This is a genomic window from Sphingomonas sp. SFZ2018-12 (genome assembly GCF_022496715.1).
Classification (GTDB): Bacteria; Pseudomonadota; Alphaproteobacteria; order Sphingomonadales; family Sphingomonadaceae; genus Sphingomonas.
Genome location: NZ_WTFM01000006.1, coordinates 23,833 through 48,068, shown reverse-complemented (window position 1 = coordinate 48,068; position 24,236 = coordinate 23,833). Strand labels below are relative to the sequence as shown.

Annotated in this window: 20 protein-coding genes and 1 tRNA gene; 11 read left to right on the top strand and 10 right to left on the bottom strand. The window is 67.9% G+C overall.

What is annotated here, in order from left to right:
- Window positions 1-4: 4 nt before the first annotated feature.
- From GO308_RS16360 to GO308_RS16350, 3 genes are all read right to left on the bottom strand, one after another.
- Complete coding sequence (locus GO308_RS16360; protein ID WP_240886208.1) at window positions 5-463, bottom strand: GNAT family N-acetyltransferase; 459 nt, start codon at window positions 461-463, stop codon at window positions 5-7.
- Between the two features lie 127 nt (window positions 464-590).
- Window positions 591-2,510 (bottom strand): biotin carboxylase N-terminal domain-containing protein, encoded by a 1,920-nt coding sequence (locus GO308_RS16355; protein ID WP_240886207.1) that lies wholly within the window; start codon window positions 2,508-2,510, stop codon window positions 591-593.
- Window positions 2,507-2,989: a nuclear transport factor 2 family protein gene (locus GO308_RS16350; protein ID WP_240886206.1), complete on the bottom strand. Its 483-nt coding sequence runs from the start codon at window positions 2,987-2,989 to the stop codon at window positions 2,507-2,509. The genes GO308_RS16355 and GO308_RS16350 overlap by 4 nt, the downstream gene beginning before the upstream one ends.
- 167 nt (window positions 2,990-3,156) lie before the next feature.
- Between GO308_RS16350 and GO308_RS16345 the strand changes: the two genes are divergently transcribed.
- The gene (locus tag GO308_RS16345) at window positions 3,157-3,582 is read left to right on the top strand and encodes a DUF559 domain-containing protein (protein WP_066672327.1); all 426 of its coding nucleotides are present in this window, start codon (window positions 3,157-3,159) and stop codon (window positions 3,580-3,582) included.
- A gap of 14 nt (window positions 3,583-3,596) precedes the next feature.
- Here the strand turns inward: GO308_RS16345 and GO308_RS16340 are convergent, their stop codons facing one another.
- Window positions 3,597-5,252: a carboxyl transferase domain-containing protein gene (locus tag GO308_RS16340; protein ID WP_240886204.1), complete on the bottom strand. Its 1,656-nt coding sequence runs from the start codon at window positions 5,250-5,252 to the stop codon at window positions 3,597-3,599.
- A gap of 138 nt (window positions 5,253-5,390) precedes the next feature.
- On the opposite strand from GO308_RS16340, the gene GO308_RS16335 reads away from it, so the two are divergent.
- Entirely contained in the window at window positions 5,391-5,738 is a 348-nt protein-coding gene (locus tag GO308_RS16335; RefSeq protein ID WP_066545833.1) for a hypothetical protein, read from the top strand.
- Window positions 5,739-5,986: 248 nt separating this feature from the next.
- Here GO308_RS16335 and GO308_RS16330 read toward each other — a convergent pair whose 3' ends face one another.
- The gene (locus tag GO308_RS16330; RefSeq protein ID WP_240886203.1) at window positions 5,987-7,135 is read right to left on the bottom strand and encodes an isovaleryl-CoA dehydrogenase; all 1,149 of its coding nucleotides are present in this window, start codon (window positions 7,133-7,135) and stop codon (window positions 5,987-5,989) included.
- A 270-nt stretch (window positions 7,136-7,405) separates the two neighbouring features.
- On the opposite strand from GO308_RS16330, the gene GO308_RS16325 reads away from it, so the two are divergent.
- The 3 genes from GO308_RS16325 (at window position 7,406) to GO308_RS16315 (ending at window position 12,570) form a co-directional block, all read left to right on the top strand.
- Window positions 7,406-9,277 carry an ABC-F family ATP-binding cassette domain-containing protein gene (locus tag GO308_RS16325; RefSeq protein ID WP_240886202.1) on the top strand — a complete coding sequence of 624 codons (1,872 nt, stop codon included), beginning with the start codon at window positions 7,406-7,408 and terminating at the stop codon, window positions 9,275-9,277.
- 449 nt (window positions 9,278-9,726) lie between these two features.
- Window positions 9,727-12,420 carry a M14 family zinc carboxypeptidase gene (locus GO308_RS16320; RefSeq protein WP_240886201.1) on the top strand — a complete coding sequence of 898 codons (2,694 nt, stop codon included), beginning with the start codon at window positions 9,727-9,729 and terminating at the stop codon, window positions 12,418-12,420.
- Between the two features lie 76 nt (window positions 12,421-12,496).
- Window positions 12,497-12,570 (top strand) — tRNA-Gly (locus GO308_RS16315).
- A 284-nt stretch (window positions 12,571-12,854) separates the two neighbouring features.
- On the opposite strand, the gene GO308_RS16310 is transcribed toward GO308_RS16315, so the two are convergent.
- Together GO308_RS16310 and GO308_RS16305 are read right to left on the bottom strand one after the other, a co-directional pair.
- The gene (locus tag GO308_RS16310) at window positions 12,855-13,160 is read right to left on the bottom strand and encodes a hypothetical protein (protein ID WP_066481356.1); all 306 of its coding nucleotides are present in this window, start codon (window positions 13,158-13,160) and stop codon (window positions 12,855-12,857) included.
- A gap of 301 nt (window positions 13,161-13,461) precedes the next feature.
- Window positions 13,462-13,791: a nuclear transport factor 2 family protein gene (locus GO308_RS16305; protein ID WP_240886200.1), complete on the bottom strand. Its 330-nt coding sequence runs from the start codon at window positions 13,789-13,791 to the stop codon at window positions 13,462-13,464.
- 96 nt (window positions 13,792-13,887) lie between these two features.
- On the opposite strand from GO308_RS16305, the gene GO308_RS16300 reads away from it, so the two are divergent.
- Complete coding sequence (locus tag GO308_RS16300; protein WP_240886199.1) at window positions 13,888-14,799, top strand: LysR family transcriptional regulator; 912 nt, start codon at window positions 13,888-13,890, stop codon at window positions 14,797-14,799.
- A 124-nt stretch (window positions 14,800-14,923) separates the two neighbouring features.
- Here GO308_RS16300 and GO308_RS16295 read toward each other — a convergent pair whose 3' ends face one another.
- Both GO308_RS16295 and GO308_RS16290 read right to left on the bottom strand, forming a co-directional pair.
- Window positions 14,924-16,546 (bottom strand): ATP-binding cassette domain-containing protein, encoded by a 1,623-nt coding sequence (locus tag GO308_RS16295; RefSeq protein WP_240886198.1) that lies wholly within the window; start codon window positions 16,544-16,546, stop codon window positions 14,924-14,926.
- Window positions 16,543-18,072, bottom strand: coding sequence for an ATP-binding cassette domain-containing protein (locus GO308_RS16290; protein WP_240886197.1), 1,530 nt, complete (start codon window positions 18,070-18,072; stop codon window positions 16,543-16,545). The genes GO308_RS16295 and GO308_RS16290 overlap by 4 nt, the downstream gene beginning before the upstream one ends.
- A gap of 122 nt (window positions 18,073-18,194) precedes the next feature.
- On the opposite strand from GO308_RS16290, the gene GO308_RS16285 reads away from it, so the two are divergent.
- The 5 genes from GO308_RS16285 to GO308_RS16265 all read left to right on the top strand — a co-directional run bounded on the left by GO308_RS16285 (window position 18,195) and on the right by GO308_RS16265 (window position 23,416).
- Entirely contained in the window at window positions 18,195-19,784 is a 1,590-nt protein-coding gene (locus tag GO308_RS16285; protein ID WP_240886196.1) for a cytochrome ubiquinol oxidase subunit I, read from the top strand.
- 24 nt (window positions 19,785-19,808) lie between these two features.
- Complete coding sequence (gene cydB, locus GO308_RS16280) at window positions 19,809-20,954, top strand: cytochrome d ubiquinol oxidase subunit II (protein ID WP_240886195.1); 1,146 nt, start codon at window positions 19,809-19,811, stop codon at window positions 20,952-20,954.
- A 20-nt stretch (window positions 20,955-20,974) separates the two neighbouring features.
- The gene (gene cydX / locus GO308_RS16275; protein WP_240886194.1) at window positions 20,975-21,091 is read left to right on the top strand and encodes a cytochrome bd-I oxidase subunit CydX; all 117 of its coding nucleotides are present in this window, start codon (window positions 20,975-20,977) and stop codon (window positions 21,089-21,091) included.
- A 119-nt stretch (window positions 21,092-21,210) separates the two neighbouring features.
- Window positions 21,211-22,530 carry an oxygen-independent coproporphyrinogen III oxidase gene (gene hemN, locus GO308_RS16270; protein WP_240886193.1) on the top strand — a complete coding sequence of 440 codons (1,320 nt, stop codon included), beginning with the start codon at window positions 21,211-21,213 and terminating at the stop codon, window positions 22,528-22,530.
- Window positions 22,531-22,612: 82 nt separating this feature from the next.
- Window positions 22,613-23,416, top strand: a complete 804-nt coding sequence (locus GO308_RS16265; RefSeq protein WP_240886192.1) for a universal stress protein — start codon at window positions 22,613-22,615, stop codon at window positions 23,414-23,416.
- A 51-nt stretch (window positions 23,417-23,467) separates the two neighbouring features.
- Here GO308_RS16265 and GO308_RS16260 read toward each other — a convergent pair whose 3' ends face one another.
- A complete protein-coding gene (locus GO308_RS16260) occupies window positions 23,468-24,121 on the bottom strand; it encodes an OmpW family protein (protein ID WP_240886191.1) in 654 nt (217 codons plus the stop codon).
- Window positions 24,122-24,236: the final 115 nt, after the last annotated feature.

Below are 24,236 nucleotides of genomic sequence, written 5' to 3'. Positions count from 1 at the left end.
ATCGTCAATCCCCGCGCAGACGCAGCTTGAAGCCGGCATGGCTCTTCACCCAGCCGAGCCGTTCATAAAAGCGATGCGCGTCGGGCCGGGCGAGGTTCGACGTCAATTGCACCATGTAGCAGCCGCGCGCGCGGCATTGATCGACCGCCCAGTCGATCATCGCCGCGCCCAGCCCCTGGCCGCGCAGCGGCTCCGCAATCCGCACCGCCTCGATCTGCCCGCGCCAAGCCCCCCGGAACGACAGGCCGGGGATGAACGTGAGCTGGAGCGTGCCGATGACCGCACCGTCAAGCTCGGCGGCGACCAGCATCTGGTTCGGATCCCGATCGATCGCGTCGAACGCAGCGGCATAGCACGGGTCGGCGGGATCGGTTTCGCGGCCGACCGGCACCGTTTCCTTTGCCAGCAGGGCGAGAATCGCGGGCAGGTCGGCGTGGGTGGCGGGGCGGAGGTGGAGGCTCATTGAAGCCCCACCCCTTCCGGAAAGGCATTGGGGGCGAAGCCTTTCGACAGGCGGGTCGCCAAACGCACGGCCCCACCCCAACCCCTCCCCTGAAGGGGCGGGGCTTTGGCATGGCACGCGCCGACGATCACGCCGCCGCCTCGATCCGCACCAGCACCGCATCGACCTGAACCTGCGCGCCGGCGGTGGCGTTGAGTTCGGCCACCACCCCGTCGAACGGCGCGGTCAGCGAATGCTCCATCTTCATCGCTTCCAGGGTGAGCAGCCGCTGGCCCTTGGTGACGCTGGCCCCGGCCGCGACTTCAACCGCCGTGACGCGGCCCGGCATGGGCGCGAGGATCGCACCGCCCGCGGAGGTTGCCGCGGCCAAAACGTTTGCGAAGCGCGTGAAAGTAAACGCAGCACCGTCCTCGAAGAAAACCGCATCTGACCGACCAAGTATCGAGCCGCTGCTCACTTCATAGTTTTCAGCCCGATCATACAGGGTCAAGTCATAGGAAAATCGCGGCAAACGCTGGCCATCCAGATAAATTTCAATGCCGGTCTCGCGATCACGATTCAGCCTGAAGCCCGCCAACCCACGTGCAAAGTCTAAAGTTCTTGGCCGCCACGCTTCGGGTTCAGCCCACCCGTCGAAGAATAGGCTTTCGCCCACCTCTTGCAGCAGAGGGTCACTTGGCGTTGGCGCAGCAAGCAGCAAGTCCGCGTGGTGATCAATAAAGCCAGTAGAAATTGTGCCTTCGCTGAAATCATGATGGGTGCAAAGCCGCTTCAAGAACCATGCGTTCGTTCTCACCGGATAGCAAAGCACCTCGCCGCACGCGTGCGACAGATTGGTGATTGCGCTCTCGCGGCTTGCGCCATGCACGACAATCTTGGCAATCATCGGATCATAGAATGGCGAGACCGCGTCGCCCTCAACCACCCCAGTTTCGATCCTCGCATGGCGTGGAAGATCAAGCGTGTCCAACCGCCCCACGCTCGGCAAAAACCCCTTGGCCGGGTCCTCCGCATAGAGCCGCGCCTCGATCGCCCAGCCGTTGATGCTCAGCTCCTCCTGCCGCTTCGGCAGCTTTTCGCCGCTGGCGACGCGGAGCTGCCACTCGACCAGATCGACCCCGGTGATCTCCTCGGTCACCGGATGCTCGACCTGAAGGCGTGTGTTCATTTCCATGAACCAGGTGCGGTCGGCGCGCAGGCCCTCGCTCGCGTCGGCGATGAACTCGATGGTGCCCGCGCCGACATAGTCGACCGCTTTGGCCGCGCGGACCGCGGCGGCGCAGATCGCTTCGCGGGCTTCGGGGGTCATGCCGGGCGCGGGGGCTTCCTCGATCACCTTCTGGTGGCGGCGCTGGAGCGAGCAGTCGCGTTCGAACAGGTGGACGACGTTGCCATGGGTGTCGCCGAACACCTGCACTTCGATGTGGCGCGGCGACAGGATGTATTTTTCGATGATGACGCGGTCGTCGCCGAAGCTGGAGGCGGCTTCGCGCTTGCAGCTTGCCAGCGCGTCGGCGAAGTCGGCGCTGGCGTCGACGCGGCGCATCCCCTTGCCGCCGCCGCCCGCCACCGCCTTGATGAGCACGGGATAGCCGATCTTGTCGGCTTCGGCCGCCAGCGCTTCGGGCGACTGATCCTCGCCCAGATAGCCCGGCGTCACCGGCACGCCGGCGTCCGCCATCAACCGCTTGGCCGCATCCTTCAGCCCCATCGCGCGGATCGAGCGCGGCGTCGCGCCAACCCAGATGAGGCCAGCGGCCGCCACGGCCTCGGCGAACTCGGCATTTTCGGACAGGAAGCCGTAGCCGGGGTGGATCGCCTCCGCGCCCGTCGCCTGCGCCGCGGCGATGATCCTGTCGCCGCGCAGATAGCTCTCGCGCGCCGGCGAAGGGCCGATATGGACGGCTTCGTCCGCCTGGCGGACGTGTAGCGCGTTCGCATCGGCATCCGAATAGACCGCGACGGTGCGGATGCCCATCGCGCGTGCGGTGCGGATGATGCGGCAGGCGATTTCGCCGCGATTGGCGATCAGCAGCGACTGGATCATGGTTCGGGGCATTCCGTGGTGCGCTGGGTCCAGGTTACGCTTTCGATGCGCCAGCGGCCCTCGGCGCGGGTCAGGCTGTAATGGTTGGTGCCGCAATGATTGAGCTTGCCGTCGATGGTGAAGACATAGGGCGCCCACACCATCGCCATGTCACCGTCGATCTCGATCGCCGGGCGGAACTGGCGCTCCTCGACCCGGTCGGTCGACTTGGCGACCATCGCCGCGAACTCGGCGAAGGTGCGGCGGCGCGTCGTGCTGGTGCCGTCGGGGGCGATGACGACGCCAGTCGCCGCCGCCTCGGGCCGCGCGGCCTGGGCCAGGATGGTGGGCGCGTCGTGGGTGGCGAGCGCACCGAGCATCCGGTCGATCGGGGCCATCACCGCCGCTTCCTCGGTGCCCGGCGGCGGCAGCGCGGTGCCCGGCGGCAGCGGTGGGCTGGCGGTGGTGGACTGGAGGAGGAGAAAGATGGGAAGGATCATGGGAGGGCCTTCATTGCGGGCGTGAGGGCGTGCGCGGATGGCTTCTCCGCTATCGGGCGAATGTTCACCCTCATCGAGAGAGACGCGGGGAGAAATTTGGCGGGAAATCCTCCCCGAGCTTGTCTCGGGGAGGTGGCAGTGCGAAGCACTGACGGAGGGGCATTGCGATGCTTAAAAATGTTGCGCCCAAGCCCGGAGTAGGCGCGGCCAAACGCGCCAGACAATTCCGGCGTGAGATGTCGTTGCCCGAAGTGCTGTTGTGGCAGGCGCTGCGCACACGGCCGGACGGGATCAAGTTCCGCCGCCAGCATCCCAGTGGGCCCTATGTGCTCGATTTCTTCTGCAGCGATGCGCGGCTGGCGATCGAGGTGGATGGCGAAGCGCATGATCACGGTGAGCGGCCAGCGCGGGACGCCGATCGAGATGCCTGGTTTGCGAATGCCCAGATCTTGACGATGCGGATCGTAGCGCGTGACGTGCTTGGCGACCTGGATGCGGTCGTGAGGGGGATTGTCGCGGCGGCGCGGGCGCGATTGCCCCTCCACCACCCTGCGGGTGGTTCCCCTCCCCGAGGCAAGCTCGGGGAGGAATAGGCGCGCTGTCTTCATCACATCCGGAACACGCCGAAGCCGCGATCCTCCACCGGGGCCGCCAGCGTTGCGGCGAGCGCCAGGCCGAGGACGTCGCGGGTCTGGACGGGGTCGATGATGCCGTCGTCCCACAGCCGGCTGGTCGCGTGCCAGGGATTGCCCTCGTCCTCATAACGCTGGCGGATCGGGGCCTTGAAGGCTTCGGCCTCCTCCGGCGACCATTGGTCCGCGTCGCGGTGAACCGTCGCCAGCACGCTGGCGGCCTGTTCCCCGCCCATCACGCTGATCCGGCTGTTGGGCCAGGTGAACAGGAAGCGCGGGCCATAGGCGCGGCCGCACATGCCGTAATTGCCCGCGCCGAAGCTGCCGCCGATCAGCACGGTCAGCTTGGGCACCGTGGCGGTCGCGACGGCGGTGACGAGCTTCGCGCCGTGCTTGGCGATCCCCTCCGCCTCGTACTTGCCGCCGACCATGAAGCCGGAGATGTTCTGGAGGAACAGCAAGGGCACGCCGCGTTGCTGGGCGAGCTGGATGAAGTGCGCGCCCTTGACCGCGCTTTCGCTGAACAGCACGCCGTTGTTGGCGAGGATCGCGACCGGCATCCCCCAGATATGCGCAAAGCCGCAGACCAGCGACGGGCCGTAGAGCGCCTTGAACTCGTGGAACTCGGATGCGTCGACCAAACGGGCGATGACTTCGTGCACGTCATAGGGCGCGCGGACGTCGGTCGGGATGATGCCGTACAGGTCTTCGGCAGAGTATTTGGGGGGCCTTGGCGTCTGAAGCCCGATCGTGTCGAGCGAAGTCGAGACGCGCTTCTCGACTGCGCTCGAAGCGAACGGGTTGGGAGATCGGGCGAAGGGACCGGCCAAGTGGCTGACGATATCGCGTACGATGGTCAGCGCATGCGCGTCATTCTCGGCGACATGATCGACCACGCCCGACTTGCGGCCGTGCAGGTCGCCGCCGCCCAGATCCTCGGCGCTGATCTCCTCGCCGGTCGCGGCCTTGACCAGTGGGGGGCCGGCGAGGAAGATCGTGCCCTGATTGCGCACGATCACGCTTTCGTCCGACATGGCGGGAACGTACGCACCGCCGGCGGTGCAGCTGCCCATCACGCACGCGATCTGGGGAATGCCGCGCGCGGACATGTTCGCCTGGTTGAAGAAGATGCGGCCGAAATGGTCGCGGTCGGGAAAAACATCGGCCTGGTGCGGCAGATTCGCGCCGCCCGAATCGACCAGGTAGATGCACGGCAAGCGGTTCTCGATCGCGATTTCCTGGGCGCGCAGATGCTTTTTCACCGTCATCGGGAAATAGGTGCCGCCCTTCACCGTCGCGTCGTTGGCGAGGATCATCACCTGCCGGCCCGACACCCGGCCGATGCCAGCGATCAGCCCCGCGCCGGGGACTTCGCCGTCATAAAGGTCGAAGGCGGCGAGCTGGCCGATCTCGAGAAAGGGCGAGCCGGGATCGAGCAGCCGTTCGACCCGGTCGCGGGGCAGCAGCTTGCCGCGCGCGACATGCCTGGCGCGGGCGCTCTCGCTGCCGCCGAGCGCGGCCTGCGCGACATCGGCGCGGAGCTTCTCCGCCAGCGCACGATTATGCGCGGCGTTGGCGGCAAAGGCCGCATCATTCGCGGCAATCCGGGTTTCGAGCACCGGCGCGCTCATCATGGCATCCCCTGTCGTTTTGACGCTGACTAGCTGGCGCGCCCTCGCATGGGAAGCCCGCCGCATCGCTGCCGATTGCGTACCGTACCGACCCGGGCTAGAGAAATGTAGCAAGTGCCACATTCTGGGGAAACGAGGATGGCCCTGTTCCGGTTGTTGCTGCTGGCGATGCTGGCGGTGATCCTGGTCTATACCGGTTGGGTCGGCGCAACGCATGGCTGGAATCTGATCCCCCAATTCTTCGCCGCGATCGCGCGGATGGATTGGCAGGGACAGTTCAACCTCGACTTTCTGGGCATGTTGACGCTGTCGGCGATCTGGACCGCGTGGCGCAACCGGTTCGGCGCGCGCGGGCTGGGGCTGGCGGCGCTTGCCTTCTTCTTCGGCACGCCGTTCCTGGCCATCTATCTGACGGTGCTGATCGCACGCCACCGCGGCGACATGGTCACCGTGCTGCTGGGCGACGCGCGCGCGGCCGCGGCCTGAGACGGGATGCGGACGGACGCCGCCGCGCCGCAACTCAACGCGCTACCGGCGGATCAAAATGCACCAGTTCCAGCTTCAGCCCGTCGGGATCGGCAAAGAACAGCGCGCAATAGCCCGGGCCGTAGCGCGGATAGTCCATCGGCGGGTCGAGAATGACGGCGTCGATCGAAACCAGCAGCCGGTGGAGCCGGTCGACTTCCTCCCGCTGTCGCTGGCCCAGGCGAGATGATGCAGGAGGCCGGTGATGGTCATCCGCCCCCGATCAGCTCGCGGCCGATCAGCATCCGGCGGATTTCGTTGGTGCCTGCGCCGATATCGAGCAGCTTGGCGTCGCGCATGTAGCGTTCCACCGGCCAGTCGCGGGTATAGCCGGCACCCCCCAGCGCCTGGATCGCCTCCAGGCTGACCTTCACTGCATTCTCGCTGGCCAGCAGGATCGCGCCGGCGGCGTCGAAGCGCGTCGTGCGGCCCGCGTCGCAGGCGCGCGCGACCGCGTAGACATAGGCGCGCGCCGAATTGAGCGCGACATACATGTCGGCGACCTTGGCCTGGATCAGCTGAAAACTGCCGATCGGTGCCCCGAACTGCTTGCGCTCGCGCACATAGGGGATGACGACGTCCAGGCACGCCTGCATGATGCCGAGCTGGATGCCGGCGAGCACCGCGCGCTCATAGTCGAGGCCGCTCATCAGCACGCCGACCCCGCCATTTTCGGGGCCCATCACATTCTCGTCGGGCACTTCGCAATCGGTGAAGACCAGTTCGGCGGTCGGCGATCCGCGCATGCCCAGCTTGTCGATCTTCTGTCCGATCGCAAAGCCGGCCATGTCCTTTTCGATCAGGAAGGTGGTGATGCCGCGCGACCCTTCCCCGGTCTTGGCATAGACGACCAGCGTGTCGGCATAGGCGGCGTTGGTGATCCAGAATTTGGTGCCGTTGAGCACCCAGCCGCCCTGGACGCGATCGGCCTTGAGCTTCATCGACACGACGTCGGAGCCGGCACTGGCCTCCGACATCGCCAGGCTGCCGACATGCTCGCCCGACAGCAGCTTGGGCAGGTATTTCGCCTTCTGCTCGGGGTTCGCCCAGCGCGCGATCTGGTTGATGCACAGGTTGGAATGCGCGCCGTAGCTCAAGCCCACCGAAGCCGATGCGCGGCTGACTTCCTCGCACGCGATGACATGTTCGAGATAGCCGAGGCCGAGCCCGCCATCCGCCTCCGCCACGGTGATGCCGTGCAGGCCGAGCGCGCCCATTTCGGGCCAAAGATCGCGGGGAAACCAGTCCTCCGCGTCGATGCGCTGCGCGAGCGGCGCGATACGGTCGGTTGCAAAACGCTGCGTCGTGTCGCGGATCATGTCCGCGGTTTCGCCCAGCGCGAAGTCAAAGCTCGACATCTCTCATCCTCGGTTCTGGTGTTGGCGATCGTTTAGCCGATCCCGGCGGCATTGGAAGGTTGAAGGTCGCGGGCGGCCGGCGCTTTCGCGATCATGGCGCGGGTGCCGCCCGGCGCAGATGCAGGATACGTCATCACCGTTGCACATGGACCCCGGGTCAGGCCCGGGGTGCCGGGGTGGTGTTGCATGTAAATCCGTCATGCCGGGCGGGGACCGGCACTTACGCGCGGGGTGGCTAAACCGGGCCGGGCCGGGCTATGGCGCGCGGACATGCTGAACCTGACCGACATCACCGTACGCCTGGGCGGACGCACCATCCTGGACCGCGCGAGCGCGAGTCTGCCGCCGGGGCGGCGAATCGGCCTGATCGGGCGCAACGGCGCGGGCAAGACGACGCTGGTGCGGGTCATCGCCGGGATGCTGGAGCCCGATACCGGCAGCGTCGATCGCCCGCGCGGCAGCCGCATCGGCTATATCGCGCAGGAAGCGCCCGGCGGCGACGCGACCCCGATCGACACCGTACTGGCCGCCGATACCGAGCGCGCGGCGCTGCTCGAGGAGGCCGAGCATCCCGACAGCATCGACCGGCTGGGCGAGATCCACGAACGGCTGAACGCGATCGACGCGCATTCCGCCCCCGCGCGCGCCGCCCGCATCCTGGTCGGGCTGGGGTTCGACGAGGACGCGCAGAACCGGCCGCTGGAAAGCTTTTCGGGCGGCTGGCGGATGCGCGTCGCGCTCGCCGCGCTGCTGTTTTCCGCGCCCGACCTGCTGCTGCTCGACGAACCGTCCAACCACCTCGACCTGGAGGCGGTGATGTGGCTCGAATCCTTCCTGAAATCCTATCCGGCGACGATCCTGCTGATCAGCCACGAGCGCGATTTCCTGAACAATGTCGTCGATCACATTCTGCATCTGGAGCGCGGCAAGCTGACGCTCTATCCCGGCGGTTATGACGCGTTCGAGCGCCAGCGCGCCGAACGCCAGGCGCAGATCGCGTCGGCGCGCGCCAAGCAGCAGGCCGAGCGCGAGAAGCTGCAGGACTATATCGCCCGCAATTCGGCACGCGCGTCGACCGCGAAACAGGCACAGTCGCGTGCCAAGGCGCTGGCGCGGATGCAGCCGATCGCCGAGCTGGTCGACGACCCCTCGCTCAGTTTCGACTTTCCCAGCCCCGACGAACTGCGCCCGCCGCTGATCACGCTCGACACCGCGACGGTCGGCTATGGCGCGACGCCGATCCTGCAGCGGCTGAACCTGCGCATCGACCCCGATGACCGCATCGCGTTGTTGGGCCGCAACGGCAACGGCAAGACGACGCTCGCGCGCCTGCTCGCCGCACAGCTCGCGCCGATGGACGGGGCGATGAACGCCAGCGGCAAGATGAAGGTCGGCTACTTCACCCAATATCAGGTCGAGGAGCTCGACCGCAGCGAGACCCCGCTCCAACACATGACGGTGGCGATGCCTGGGGCGAGCCAGGGCGCGGTGCGCGCGCAGCTGGGCCGCTTCGGCTTTGCCGGACAGAAGGCCACGACCGAGGTCGGCCGGCTGTCGGGCGGCGAGCGCGCGCGGCTGGCGCTGGCGCTGATCACGCGGGATGCGCCGCACCTGTTGATCCTCGACGAGCCGACCAACCACCTGGACGTCGACGCGCGCGAGGCGCTGATCCAGGCGCTTGCCGCCTATGACGGCGCGATGGTGATCGTCAGCCACGACCGCCACATGCTGGAGATGACCGCGGATCGGCTGGTGCTCGTCGACGGCGGCACCGCGCGCGAATTCGACGGTTCGATCGACGATTACATCGCCTTCGTACTGGACAAGGACGGCGCAGGCACCGCGCGCGGCGGATCGAAGCTCGACCGCAAGGAAGCCCGCCGCGCCGCCGCCGAAGCGCGCGAACAGGGCAATGCGCTGAAGAAGCGCGCGCGCGAGGCGGAGGCCGAGCTGGCCCGGCTGACCGAACGGCGGGGCGCGATCGACCGCGCGATGTTCGATCCGTCGACCGCCGCGCCCGAGCTTGCCAAGCTGACCATGACCGAACTGATGAAGCGCCGCGCCGACGTGGAGGCGCAGATCGAAGCCGCCGAGGCGGCGTGGCTGGCGGCGAGCGAGGCGCTGGAGGGCATCGCGGCCTGAGTTGCGGGGCGGGGATTGGCGGCGCTCGATTTGGCCGGCCACCCCGCACCTTTCACCGCCCCACCCCACGGCACGCGCAAATGTGGGATCGTGGCGGCGGCATGCGCCACCTTGTCGCAGGCCCGGCCCGGCGGCACGGTGGACCCCGGCACGAGGCCGGGGTGACGGGGCTTTTGGTTGCGAGAGCCCCGAACCGCCCACACGGGGCCGTCATCCCGGACCTGTTCCGGGGTCCACCCGTCCGCACGCGCAAATGTGGGATCCTGGCGGCGGTCCGCGCCACCCTGTCGCGGGTCCGACCCGGCGGCACGGCGGACTCCGGCTCGCGGCCAGGGTGACGGGGCTTTTGGCCATCGGGGTCGCGAGCCGAGCGGCTTAGCCCCTTGCCACCCCCCGCGCGCAGGCTAGGTTTGCGCGGACACGGAACCGGGTTCAGACGGGGGATATCGATGCGAACGGGCAATTGGGCGCTGGCGCGGCTTGCGCGCGCGGGCGTGGCGCTCATGCTGGCGATCACCGCGGCGGGCCTGGCTGGGCCGGCGCGGGCGCAGGGGCTGCTCGACATCGCCTATGACCCCGCGGTGCCGACGCTGGAGCAGGTGGTCGGCCACGCGACCGGCGCGGCGATCACCCGGCCCGAGGACATCGTCCGCTATCTGGAGGCGCTGGAAAAGGCCGCGCCCGAGCGGGTGCGGATCGTGCGCTATGCCCGTTCCTGGCAGGGCCGGCCGCTGATCTATGCCGTCATCGCCGCCCCGGCGACGATCGCGCGGCTGGACGCGGTCAAGCAGGACGTCGCGCGGCTGAGCGCGGGCGCGGCGCTGAGCCCCGCCGAGACGCGTGCGCTGATCGACCGCACGCCGGCGGTCGCCTGGCTCGGCTTCGGCATCCACGGCGACGAGATCACGCCCCCCGACAGCGCGCTGGCGCTGGCCTATCACCTGCTCGCCGCGCGCGGCGATCCGCTGGTCGACCGCATCCTGGCCGAGACCGTCGTCATCATCGATCCCGCGCAGAACCCCGACGGGCGCACGCGCTTCGTCCACAGCTTCTCCGAAGCGCTGGGGCTGGCGCCGCAACCCGACCGCTATACCGCCGAACACGACCAGCCCTGGCCCGGCGGCAGGTTCAACCATTATCTGTTCGACATGAACCGCGACTGGTTTTCGGCGACCCAGCCGGAAACGCGCGGGCGCGTCGCGGCATTTCGCGAATGGAACCCGGTGGTCTTCGTCGATTCGCACGAGATGGGCGGCGACAGCACCTATTATTTCGCGCCCGCGGCCGACCCCTACAATCCGCTGATCGCGCAGAGCCAGCGCCGGACCCAGGAGCTGTTCGGGCGCAATCGCGGCGCGTGGTTCGACCGGCTGGGCATCCCCTATTTCACGCGCGAGGTCTATGACGCCTTTTACCCCGGCTATGGCGACATGTGGCCGACGCTCAACGGGTCGATCGCCACCACCTTTGAACAAGGGTCGCCGCGCGGGCTGGTGTTCGAACGACGCAACGGCGAATTGCTCAGCTATCGCGACGGGGTGTTCAACAACTTCGTCGCCGCGCTCGCGACGCTGGAGACGCTGGCGGGCAATCGCGACCGGCTGCTGAACGAATATGCCGCCTATCGCCGCGCCGCGGTGGAGGAAGGCGCGCGCGCCGGCGACCGTTATTACGTGTTCGACCGCGCGGTGCGCCGCGGTCAGGCCGAGCGGCTGGCGGCGACGCTGGCCGCCCAGGGCATCGCGGTCAGCCGCCTGCCCGCCGGCACCGCGTGCGGGCGCAACTATCCCCAGGGGATGCTGGTCGTCGACAAGGCGCAACCGACCGGGCGGCTCGCCCGCGCGCTGCTCGACCGCAACGTCGCGCTGCCCGCCGATTTCGTCGCGCGGCAGGAGGAACGGCGCAAGGCGGGGCTTGAGCACATGCTCTACGACGTCACCGCCTGGGCATTGCCACTGATGGAGGGGGTGGCGATCACGTCGTGCCGCGGCGTCGACCTGGCGGGCGCGACGCCGGTCGATCCCGACGCCCCCCCGCCCGCGCTCGCGACGATCGGCAGCGGGTTCGGCTATGCGGTGCCGTGGAGCGACGCCGGGCAAGCGCGCTTCGTCATCGCCGCGCTGGCCGAGGGGTTGAAGGGCGCGAGCACCGACCAGTCCTTCACCGTTGCGGGCCGCGCATATGGCAAGGGCACGGTGATCTTTCCCGCCGCGGGCAACCCCGCCGATCTCGCCGCGCGGCTCCAGGCACTGGCGGCCCGGCACGGCGCGGAGGTGGTGACGCTCGCCGACAGCTGGGTCGAGGACGGCCCCAATTTCGGCAGCCGGTCGTTCGCCGCGCTCAAGCTGCCGCGGATCGCGATGGCGTGGGACGACGGCACCAGCCCGAGCGGCGCGGGATCGGCGCGCTGGACGCTGGAGCGCAAGCTGGGGCTGGCCGTCGCGCCGATCCGGGTGCGCAATCTGGGCGCGGCGCGGCTGTCGGATTATGACGTGATCGTGCTGCCCGAAACGAGCGGGCGGTTCGCCGCGCTGCTCGGCAGCCGCGGGACGGAGGCGATCAAGGGCTTTGTCGATCGCGGCGGCGTGGTGGTGGCGCTGGGTTCGGCGAGCGAGGCGCTGGCGGGCGACGGGCTCAAGCTCCTGTCGACCGTCACCGAAAACAGCTGGCGCCCCGACGACGGCAAGGACAAGCCGAAGGACCCCAAGGCGGGATCGCGGATCGCCGACCGGGGCGAATATGAGAAGGCCATCGCCGACCCCAATGCCGCGCCCGACGAGGTGCCCGGCGCGCTGGTCACGGTCGAGGCCAATCCCGAGCACTGGCTGGCATCGGGCTATCGCGACGCCGCGGTGCTCGTCACCGGGACCGAGATCTTCAAGCCGGTGAACGCCGCCGACGGCACCAACGTGTTCAGCTTTGCCGCCGCCGACAAGCTGGTCGCCAGCGGCTATCTGTGGGACGAGAACCGGCTGCAGCTCGCCTTCAAGCCGTTCGTCATCAGCCAGCCGCGCGGTGACGGCCTGATCATCGCCTTTACCCAAAGCCCGACGACGCGCGGCTATCTGGGCGGGCTCGACCTGCTGCTCGCCAATGCGGTGCTTCTCGCGCCCGCCCGCGCCGAAGCCGGAACGGCGCGCTAGCCCGGCGCAGCACCCGCATCCGTCGCGCACGGACGGTTGACCGCGCGGCCGCGCACGTGGCATGGCGACGCCGCGCGCGGGTGTAGCTCAATGGTAGAGCAGAAGCTTCCCAAGCTTACGACGAGGGTTCGATTCCCTTCACCCGCTCCATTTTCCTGTTCGGCGCTGTTCGCCCAAGCTGGACAATCCCCGGAAATCTGGGGTTTTTGATGGCGCACAGGCCGTGCCCGTCCACCGTTGTTCAGCCCCGGTCGCAAGTTGCTTGGGGTATAATTGGGGGGACGCCAGAACAAGCTGGGGGTAAGCTCTGGCGGCTGAAATATCGGCATTCTGGCAAAGTGAAACGGTTGACCTTCGATGCCTATCCGGAGGTGACGCTGGCCGCCTCGGCATTGGCGAGCATCGTCACGCGCCCGTTTCCACCGAAGACGCGATCAAGCGTGTAGCTGAGAAGATACGAACTTGCCTGGCGTCCCCCCCTCCGCGTTGTCGATCACCAACAAGTCCTGCGAACCGACTGCAAAGGGCAGACGCTGCGCCGCATTGAGCGCCCCGGTCTCCGCGACCAGAGCCGCTGCTGTTCGCCGCTCCCGGGCGTAAAAGGTATAACAGCCGCTCAGATAGAGCGCCGGGAACAGCAGCCAGACCGGCCGCGCTTTGCCGGACAGAACCTCGATCGCGATGCCCGCCATGCCGAGGTTGATGAGCACCGCCGACCAGAACGGTGCCGCCAGGATCATCAGGAAGATGCCTGGGAGCGGGAACCACTGCAGCAATTAGACGCCAACGGTGACCACGAAGAACCAGAGCGACGCCGGGACGCCGACGGGTAGGGGAGGAAATGACGCCACCTCCAATACCCTAACCGAAGAAATCTTGCGAAAATTCCAACCTAAGGAGCGCTGCTTGCGGCAGCGCGTTTCGATATCTTCCGCAGGTTTTGACCGTGCCGAGATGATCGAGTGCGACACGCCCAGCGCCCGCTCGTCGGTAGGGGCCGCGACCCGCTGCCGGCGAACTCTGTCGGGTTCGATGCGATGGTCACACCTTGGTCTCCAGCGTCTCGATAGCGCCGTCCGCCAGGGTGAAACGATAGGTGAAACGAAGCGGGCTGCCCGGAAAGTCGCCATGTGCGGGTCCTTCGACGACGATATCGCCCTCTTCCTCCCGAACGGCGTCGGGCACGAAGATCGCCTTCACCGGAATGACTTCCTGCTCGAACAGCTCGCGGATCGCCGCCTCGCCCTCGAAGCGCTTGCCGTTGTCGATGAACAAGGCGTCGCGCCGGAAAGGCTTCATCATGCCGTTGAGATCGAGACGAGCATTAGCCTCGACGAAATCAGCGATGGGTCTGGGTAGTTCGATGGACATCATAATCTCCTCGATGGTGACGAGGGTGATTTAGCGATGGACATTGCCGGCGATAATCGAGACAAATTGGCATAGCGTATCACGAAAATCGGGATAATGAGCCGCCATTCATTAATCGAGCTTGAGGCGGTCCTGGCCATTGTTCGCTGTGGCTCGTTCCGTGCGGCGGCGGTCGAGCTCGGCTTATCGACGACCGCAATCAGCAATGCCGTTGGCAAGCTGGAGCGAGAGCTTTCCGTCCGCCTGTTCAACCGCACCACGCGCAGCGTCTCGCTGACCCATGCGGGGCGGATCTTCGTGGCGCAGATCAGGCCGGCGCTCGAAAGCATTCAGAAGGCCATGAACACGGCGCGTTCGCAGCAGGAGACGCCGTCCGGAACGCTGCGCATCAACGCGTTCGCGACGGCAGCGCGCGAGATCATGGCGCCGCTGGTGCTGGCCTATCTGCAGCGCTATCCGCGGGTCCATATCGACATCGTGACCGAAGGGCGGCTCGTCGACGTGGTGGCGGCGGGTTTCGATCTGGGCGTGCGGAGCGCCGATCTGGTACCCAGCGATGCGATCGCCATTCCCCTCGGGCCAGCGCGGCGCATGGCTGTGGTCGCCGCGCCCGGATTTTTCGAGGGGCGAGCCGTGCCGCAGGTGCCGCAGGAGCTTCTCGCTTACCCTTGCCTTCGCATCCGCCTGCCCAACCGCGCGCTGTTCCGGTGGTGCTTCGCGAAAGCGGACGAGGATCTGCAGCTCGATGTCGAGGGCCCGCTCACCCTTGACGAAGCATCGCTGGCGCGGATCGCGGTGACCAACGGTGCAGGGATCGGTTACTTCATGGAAGCCGATGTGCGCGAGGATATCGCCGCCGGGCGGCTTGTTCGCATTCTGGACGATTGGACGCCGCCGCTGGCCCCGCTGTGCGTCTATTATCCCAGTCGCCGTAATCCTTCTGCGGCCTTCCGCGCGTTCATCGAACTGGCGCGCGAGGCTGCGGCCGGGCGTCTCGAACAGCCGTGATTGGCGGGTTTTGGGGTTGCTACGCCGGACACGCAAACGACCGGGATCAGGGCGCAATGTGGTTGGGCAGCGGTTGCGCCGTTGCTAATCACTCCGCCACCGCGGATCCGAAGCCCCGATGCTCTTACACCGCATACGACTTGGCTAGAACTGTGGATGGATCGATCGACGGCATGACTTGAATGTCGAAGGTCATCGTCGCGAGTGCGAGCGGCGCGCGGCGGTGTGAGACCAAAATCAGGCCGGTCCGAGTCGCGGCCAGCCACGCCGCCAGCCGCGCGACCAGCACCTGTTCGGTGGCGCGATCGAGGCCCTCGCTCGGCTCGTCGAGGAGCATCCATGGGCGCTCGGCCAGGATCGCGCGGGCGATCGAAAGCCGCTTGCGCTCGCCGCCGGACAACAGGCCACCCGCTTCGGCGAGCGACGTTTCCAGGCCGGCCGGGAAGGCGCGGACGCGATCGGCGAGACAGGCCACCTCCAGCGCCGCCCACATGGCGGGTTCATCGACGCCCGGGCGGGCCAGCCGGAGATTGTCGGCGATCGATCCGGCAACGAGCATCGGCGTCTGTGGCGCGAGCGCAAACTGCGCTGCCAGATCGTCGAACGGGCAGTCCCCCACCGCGACGCCGCCGACCTGAAGCGCGTGCACTGGCCGACGCAGTCCCGCCAGCGCCTCGATCAGCCGCGTCTTGCCGGCGCCGGAGGGCCCGGTGATCGCGATCCGGTCGCCGGGCGCGAGCGGGTGGTCGCCGATCTGGAGCGGCAGAGCCTCTACTCGCTCGCGTCGAGCCTGGAACGGCATACCCTCGAGCGTCGCCAGCTGGCCCAGCCGGCTCAACGCCTGCTCGACGCTGGCCTGGGCGACGGCGGTGCGGGCGAAGGCCGCCATCGCCTCGATTGCGGCGACCGCGGCGAGCAGGGCGAGGGCGGTGATCGGCGCCGGCCCGCGGCTGACTGCGAGCATCGCGGCAGCGGCCACTGCGCCATAGACGGCGAGCAGCGCGGCGACTTTCGCCTCGCCGACGAACAGCGCCGCGCGGGCGCGATCGGCCTCGGCGGCGATCGCCTCGATCACCTCGGTCGTGCGCGCCGCGAGGCCGTAGGCGATGATCTCCGGCCGGGCGGCGGCATAGTCGACGAAGCGGGTGCGCAACTGCCCCAGCGCGTCGGCCGCCGCCTCGGCCGGGGCGCGCGTCCAGCGGGTGGCAGCGGCGCGCAGGACGATCGGCAGCGCCGCGAGCAGCAACGCCAGCACGATCGCCGCCGCCCATCCCGCCAGCGCTGCCAACACGACCGCGGCGAGTGCGGCGATCAGGCTCGCCGGGCGGGTCGGCCGGCGCACGATCAGGTCCTCCAGAGCGGCGATGTCGCCGATCAGCCGCGCGCTGGCGTCGCCGCTCGACAGCGCCGGCGCGGTGCGCGGATCCTGCGCGGCCAGCGTGCCGAACAGGCTGCCGCGCCAGTCGGCAATGGCGTCGAGCGCCGCCTGGTGGCTGAGCAGCCGCTCGCCATAGCGGCCGGCGGTGCGGACGATCGCGAGTCCCCGGATCGCCGCGCTCGGCAGCAGGTAGTTGAACGCGGCGACCGAAGCCGCACCCGCCGCCCCGGCGATCGCCGCGCCGGTGAGGAACCAGCCTGACAGCGCCAGCAACAGCACCGCCGCCACCCCGGCGCACGCGGCGCAGGCCAGCGTCGCGCGCAGGCGGCGGCGCACCGCAGGGCCGATCGCGAAGTCGATCGCCTTCACAGCCGCACCTCGCGATCGGCCACCGCAACCAGCGTCGGATCGTGCGTCGCGACGATCAGGGCATGGCTGCTCGACAGCGCGCGAAGCAGCGCGATGATCGCTTCGGCGCTGCTGGAATCGAGATCGGCGGTCGGCTCGTCGGCGAGGATCAGCGGCCTGCCGGCGAGAATCGCCCGTGCGAGCGCGAGCCGCCGCCGCTCGCCGCCCGAAAGCCCGGAACCGAGATGATCGAGCGGAAGATCGAGCCCGATGCCACGCCGTGCCAGCATCGGTGCCAGGCCGACCCCCGCCACCACCGCCGCCAGTTCGTCGTCGCCTGCCGGCCGCGCCAGCGCCAGATTGTCGCGCAGGCTGCCCGGCAGGATCAGTGGCCGCTGCGCCGCCCAGGCGATGTCGTCGGCCGCGACCGGCGTGATCGATCCTGCCGACAGCCGGACCTGCCCGGCGATCGCCGCAAGCAGGCTGGTCTTGCCGCTGCCGGTCGGGCCAGTGAGCGCAACCAGGCCATGGATGCCGATCGCGAGATCGACCGGGCCGATCGACTTGCCCGGCCAGTCGATCCGGGCGCCTTCGACCGCCAGCCCGGCAAAGCGCCCGGCCCGCGCGCGCGGCAGGACTTCGGGCAACTCGGCGAGCACCAGTTCGGCCGCCTCGCCGAGCTGCTTTTCATGATAGGCGGCGGCGAGCCGGCGCATCGGCAGGTAGAATTCGGGCGCCATCGCCAGCGCGAACATCGCCTCGCGAAAGGTCAGCGTCTCGGGATCGGGGAACGGCAGCAGGCCGAGCAGGCTGAAACCGCAATAGACGGCGACCAGCGCGACGGAAAGCGCAGCGAAGAATTCAAGCACCGCGCTCGACAGGAAGGCCGCGCGCAACACCGCCATCGTTCGGTCGGCGAGATCATGGGCGGCGGCGTCAACCTGCCGGGCGATCCGCTCCTCGGCGCGGAAGTGGCGGATGATCGGCAGCGTCCGGATGCGATCGACGAACAGCGCCGACAGCTGCGCCATCGCCGCGAGCTGGCGCTCCGATGCCTGGCGGGCGAGCGTGCCGGCCAGGATCATGCCGATGACGAACGGCACCAGCGTCGCCAGCAGGATGCCCGCCGCCACCAGGCTCGCCAGCGCGACGATCGCGATCGTGATCAGCGGCGCGAGCGCTACGGCGAAGCGGATCGGCGCGTAGCGGGCGTGGAACAGCTCGATCGCCCGGCTATGATCGAGCGCCAGCGTCGCCGCCTCACCGATCGCGACGGGTGCCGGTAACGGCTCGCCGAGCAGCCGCGCGGTCACCCGCCGGCGGGTGTCGCGGCCGATCGCCTGGGCCGATCGGATCGCCACCCGGTTGACCAGGATCGCCGCCGCGCCGCGCATCAGCCCGCCGCCGATCAGCGCCACCAGCGCATCGGCCGGCACCGCCGATCCCGCCGCCAGCGCGGCGATTCCGCTGGCGATGCCCCACGCGAACAACGTCGCGCCCGCCAGGTCGATCAGCCACAGGGCACCGCTTGCGTTAGGTCCTCGCATCCTGAGCCCGCGTCTACGGCAGGCGGCGACTATGGGAAATCCCGGATAGGCCCCGATTGCGCTGGGACCTAGGGCAGCGGCGGTATCGCGGCGTGGGGCCGTCGAGCAGAGGGACCATCATCATGGACATGGCGGTCGTCGAGCTGTCCAGGCTGCAATTCGCCCTGACGGCGATGTATCATTTCCTGTTCGTGCCGCTGACGCTCGGCCTCTCCTTCATGCTCGTCATCATGGAGACGGTCTATGTGATGACCGATCGGCCGATCTGGCGCGACATCACGCGCTTCTGGGGCAAGCTGTTCGGCATCAACTTCGTCCTCGGCGTCGCCACCGGGCTGACGATGGAATTCCAGTTCGGCACCAACTGGTCCTATTATTCGCACTATGTCGGCGACATCTTCGGCGCGCCGCTCGCGATCGAAGGGCTGATGGCGTTTTTCCTCGAAGCGACGTTCATCGGCATGATGTTCTTCGGCTGGGATCGCCTCAGCAAGCGGATGCACCTGCTTACCACCTTCATGGTCGCGCTGGGCACGAACCTGTCGGCGGTGTGGATCCTCGTCGCCAATGGCTGGATGCAGCACCCGGCCGGTGCCACGTTCAACCCCGATACGATGCGGATGGAAGTCACCGACTTCATGGCGGTGGTGTTCAATCCCGTCGCCCAGGCGAAGTTCGTTCACACGGTGAGCGCGGGCTATGTCACCGCCAGCGTGTTCGTGCTCGGCGTGTCGGCCTGGTACCTGTTGAAGGGTCGCCATCTCGAGCTGGCGAAGCGCAGCTTCGCGGTCGCCGCGGCGTTCGGCATGGCCTCGGCCCTGTCGGTCGTCGTGCTCGGCGACGAGAGCGGCTACACCCTGACCGACAACCAGCGGATGAAGCTCGCCGCGATCGAGGCCGAGTGGCACACCGAGCCGGCGCCGGCGGGCATCGCGGTGTTCGGCCTGCCGTCGAACGAGGGCCGTGAGACGCTCTATGAGGTGAAGATCCCTTATGTCCTGGGTCTGATCGGCACGCGCAGCCTGACCGGACAGATCGAAGGCATCTATCCGCTGGTCGCCAAGGCGCGCGTGCGGATCGAGAACGGCCTGACCGCCTATGACGCGGTCGAGCGGCTCAAGGCCGATCGCACCGACGTGGCGGCGCGCGAAGCCTATGAGCGCGCCAAGGGCGATCTCGGCTATGCGCTGCTGCTGAAACGCTGGGTCGCCGATCCGCGCACCGCCGATGCCGCAACGATCGACAAGGCCGCCTGGTCGACCGTTCCCAACGTGCCGGCACTGTTCTGGCTGTTCCGCGGCATGGCCGGCATGGGCTTTGCGCTGATCGCGTTCTTCGGGGTGGCGCTCTACTACGCCAATGCCCGCCAGTTCGGGCGCAAGTGGTTCCTGCGGCTGGCGCTGTGGGTGATCCCGCTGCCCTGGATAGCCGCTGAGGTCGGCTGGGCGGTGGCCGAGATCGGTCGCCAGCCCTGGGCGGTCGACGGCGTGCTGCCGACTTTCCTCGGGGTTTCCAGCCTGACGGTCGCGCAAATCTGGACGACGATCATCGGCTTCACCTTGCTCTACGGCGTGCTGGCGGTGATCGAGGTGCGGCTGCTGCTCGCCACCATCCGGAAGGGCCCGGAAACCTACACGCCCTGGCGGCCGCGCCACGATCCGGTGCCCTATCGCCCCGAACCGAGCCCCCACCACGCCGTCCCGGCCGAATGACGTCCCTACCTGCGGAGACCGACCATGTCGCTTCCCCTCGACTATGAAACGCTGCGCTTGATCTGGTGGGCCCTGCTCGGCGTGCTGCTGATCGGGTTCGCGCTGACCGACGGCTTCGATCTGGGCACCATGGCGCTGCTGCCGTTCATCGCCCGCACCGACGAGGAGCGGCGGATGGTGATCAACAGCGTCGGCGCGACATGGGAGGGCAACCAGGTGTGGTTCATCCTGGGCGGCGGCGCGATCTTCGCCGCTTGGCCCTTCGTCTATGCGGTCAGCTTCTCGGGCTTCTATCTGGCGATGTTCCTGGTCCTGTCGGCGCTGATCCTGCGGCCGGTGGCGTTCAAATATCGTTCGAAGCGCGATGATCCCGCCTGGCGTGCGCGCTGGGACTGGGCTTTGTTCGTCGGTGGGTTCGTGCCGGCGCTGGTGTTCGGCGTCGCGGTCGGCAACGTGTTGCTCGGCGCGCCCTTCCGTCTCGATAGCGACCTGCGGCCGTTCTACGAAGGCAGCCTGCTCGGGCTGTTCACGCCGTTCACCCTGCTCACCGGGCTGTTGTCGGTGGCGATGTTGGCGCTGCACGGGGCAGGCTGGCTGGCGCTGAAGGCCGGGGGCGTGGTGCTCGATCGTGCGCGGCGCTTGGGCCAGATCGCGGCGGTGGCGGCGATCGCGCTGTTCGTCCTCGGCGGGCTGATGGTCGCCTTCACCGGCATGGGTTTCCGCATCGACGGCGCGGCCGATCCGAATGGCCCGTCGAACCCGCACTATTTGAAGGCTGTAGCCGCGGCAGGTGCCTGGCTCGACAATTACAGCCGATATCCGTGGATGGTGCTAGCGCCGGTGCTCGGCCTGTTCGGGCCGCTGCTGGCGCTCGTGGGCATCCGGGGGCGTCGCGACGCGCTGGTGTTCGCCGGATCGAGCGCAGCCAATGTCGGCATCATCGCGACGGTCGGTCTGTCGATGTTCCCCTTCATCCTGCCAAGTGCCATTGATCCCGCGTCGAGCCTGACCGTGTGGACCGCATCGTCGAGCCACCTGACGCTGTTCATCATGCTGCTGGTTACGCTCGTCTTCTTGCCGATCGTGCTCGCCTACACCGCTTGGGCCTATCGCGTGATGTTCGGCCGGGTCACAGCCGAGGAAGTCCGCCTCAACCCCGATTTTTACTGATCGAACAGGGAGTTCACCGCATGTGGTATTTCGCCTGGATTCTCGGCCTCGGGCTCGCGGTCGGCGTCGCGGTGCTCAACGGCATCTGGCACGAGTTTCACACCGATCCGTCCGAGGACAACACCGTGCTCGATTGACCGCCGGCCCGCCCGGACTCCGGGAATCTCCCTAGAGACGGGCTGGCGAATCCCCCGCATCCTCCCATCGGAATCAAGTGACCAAGGAAGCCGGCCTAGCCCCGCGGGAGAAACACAAGATGCACCGTTACCTGCCGCACTTCGCCGCTCGCCCGGTCCCGCGCTACACCAGCTACCCCACTGCGGCCGAATTCACCGACGGCATTGGCGGGCGCGATCAGGCCGATGCGATCGCCGCGATCGCGCCGGGCGATCCGATCTCGCTCTATCTCCACATCCCCTATTGCCACAGCATCTGCTGGTATTGCGGCTGCAACACCGGCGCAGTCGGTCGGGTCGAGCGGCTGACATATTATGTCGAGGCGCTGCTGGCGGAGATCGCCCATGTCGGCCGGCGCTGCGCCGGCCGGGTGCAGGCGGTGCATTTCGGAGGCGGCAGCCCCAACGCGTTGTCGCCGGCGCAGATGCTGACGGTCGCCGGCGCGCTCCGTGCCCATTTCGATCTTTCGCCCGACGCCGAATGGGCCGCCGAGATTGATCCGCGCAGTTTCACCGCCGGTCATGCCAGCGCTCTAAATGCCATGGGGGTCGGCCGGCTGAGCGTCGGCGCGCAGACCTTCGCGCCTATCATCCAGGGAGCCATCGGCCGGATCCAGCCGTTCGCGACCGTGGCCAAGACGATCGCCCTCGCGCGCAATGCCGGGATCGATCGGATCAACCTCGATTTGATGTACGGCCTGCCCGGCCAGTCGCTCGACGACATCGCGGCGACCCTCGCCGCGGCGCGAACGCTGGCGCCCGATCGCGTCGCAATGTTCGGCTACGCCCATATGCCCAAGCTCCTGCCCCGCCAGCGCCGGATCGACGCGTCGACTTTGCCCGAGCCAGAAGCGCGCTTCTGGCAACGGGCGCTGGCGCACGACCTGTTGCTCGAATGGGGGATGCAGGCGATCGGTTTCGATCATTTCGCGCGCCCCGACGACAGTCTGGCGATCGCCGCCCGGACGGGGCAGCTGCGCCGCAACTTCCAGGGCTTCACCGACGATCCGTCGCCGACGCTCATCGGCCTCGGCGCCTCGGCGATCAGCCAGTTCGATGGCCTGATCGTGCAGAACGAGAAACATGTCGGCCGCTATCGGATGCTGGCGGCGAACGGCATCGATGCCGGCGTGCGCGGCGTGCGCCGTGATGCCGAGGACCGGTTGCGCGCCCGGGTGATCGAGCAGCTTCTCTGCACCGGGCGGCTCAATCTCGGCCGCCTGACGGCCGCCATCCGGCCGCCGCGCCACGCCTGGGACGAACTGTGCGACGCCGGTATCGTCACGCGCGACGGCGATGAGGTGAGCGTGACCCCCTCGGGCCAGCCTTACGCCCGGCTGGCGGCCGTGCTGTTCGATCGGCATCGCGGGCCGGAGGCGCGGTTCAGCCAGGCGATCTGACTCCGTAGCATTCCCGATGGAGGGCGGATCGGCCGCGGCCTAGCGTAGCGATCATCCACACATATCGGAGGATCGCGCGATGATGAACGTGCTGTTCGTGGCTCATGCCGACGCCGGGCAAGAGGCGCGCCTGCAGGCGGCGCTCGACCTGGTCCGCACGATCGGAGGCCATCTGATCTGCGTCGAGGCGACGGTGACGCCGTTCGTCGACGCCGGATTGATCGAGATGGGCGGCTATGCCGTCCTGGCCGGCGAAGAGCGTAGCCGTCAGGACGAGAATCGTGCTGCGATCACCGCGCGGCTGGAGACCGAAGATGTGGCCTGGAGCTGGTCGGATGCGGTCGGCGATCTAGGCGTCGCCATCGAGCGGGCGGCGCGCATGGCTGACGTGGTGGTGTTGAACACGGCGCTGGACGATCCCTTAGGGCAGGAGTTCGGCCGGATCATCGGCGCGTTGTTGGTGGACCTTGACCGGACAGTTCTGGCGGTGCCGCCGTCGATAAGCCGGGTCGACTATCACGGTCACGCGGTTGTCGCGTGGATCGGATCCTCGGCGTGCGAGGCTGCGCTCAGGGTTGCAGTGCCGCTGCTGGCGCGGGCCGAGCGCGTAACGCTGCTCGAACTGGACGGCGAACGAAGTGCCGTGAAAAGCGACGCTGCGGCCATGTATCTGTCCAGGCACGGCGTGAGGAGCACCATCGTGCCGCAAACGGCCGGCGGCCGGCCGATCGGTGAGGCACTGATCGCGGAAACGCTAAAGCTCGGCCCGGACTATCTGGTGATGGGCGGTTATGGCCATTCGCGGCTTCGTGAGGCCTTGTTCGGCGGCGCGACCGCGACCTTCCTCAAACAAGGGCCGGTGCCGGTGCTGCTCGTCCATGGGTGACGAAGAGAAGGCGGGGTGACCGTTCGGCCGCCCCGCCGGGGGAAGGTGGCTTCAAAAGCGCGCGCCGATGCCGACGCCGACAACGATCGGATCGATATGCACGCGCGTGGTATTGATCAGGCCGCCGGTGTCCAGCCGCACCCTTGGGTCCATGTCGACATATTTGACGTCGACATTGGCGAAGAAGCGCTTGTTCAGATCAATGTCGACACCGGCCTGCAAGGCATAGCCGACGCTGTCCTTGAGCTTGATCCGGGTCGGCCCGACCGCCGCGACCAGGTCGCTGCCCGCCTTGGTCGCGTAGAAGATCGTGTAGTTGATCCCCGCCCCGATATAGGGCCGCACCTTGCTTTCGGGCAGGAAGTGATACTGCGCGGTCAGCGTCGGCGGCAGTGCCCAGGTGCGGCCAAGGTCGCGCACGCTGCCGATCGCGCCTGCACCCTCAATGCCGTGGGGGGTGGTCGCCGCGATCAGCTCGAAGCCGATATGGTCGCTTGCCATATAGGTGATGTCGACTTCGGGCATCACCGCCGTCCCTACTTTTACCCGGCCGGTCGGGAAGCTCGGCGCGATGCCGTCGGACGTTCCGGTCGGCGCCACCACGATGCCGCGCAGCCGGACGAGGACGTCGCCCTGCTTCGCCTGCGCCGGTGCCGTGACGGCCAGGGTGGCGATGACCGCCGCGACGGACAAAGATTTCAACATCTCGAATGCCCCTTTTTGGTTTGCCGACCGTGTCGGGCGATCGGTCGCTCGCGGAATGCCGGGGCGAGCGGCCGGCGAGGATTGGGAATTTTCCCAATGGTGTCATTCCGTACGC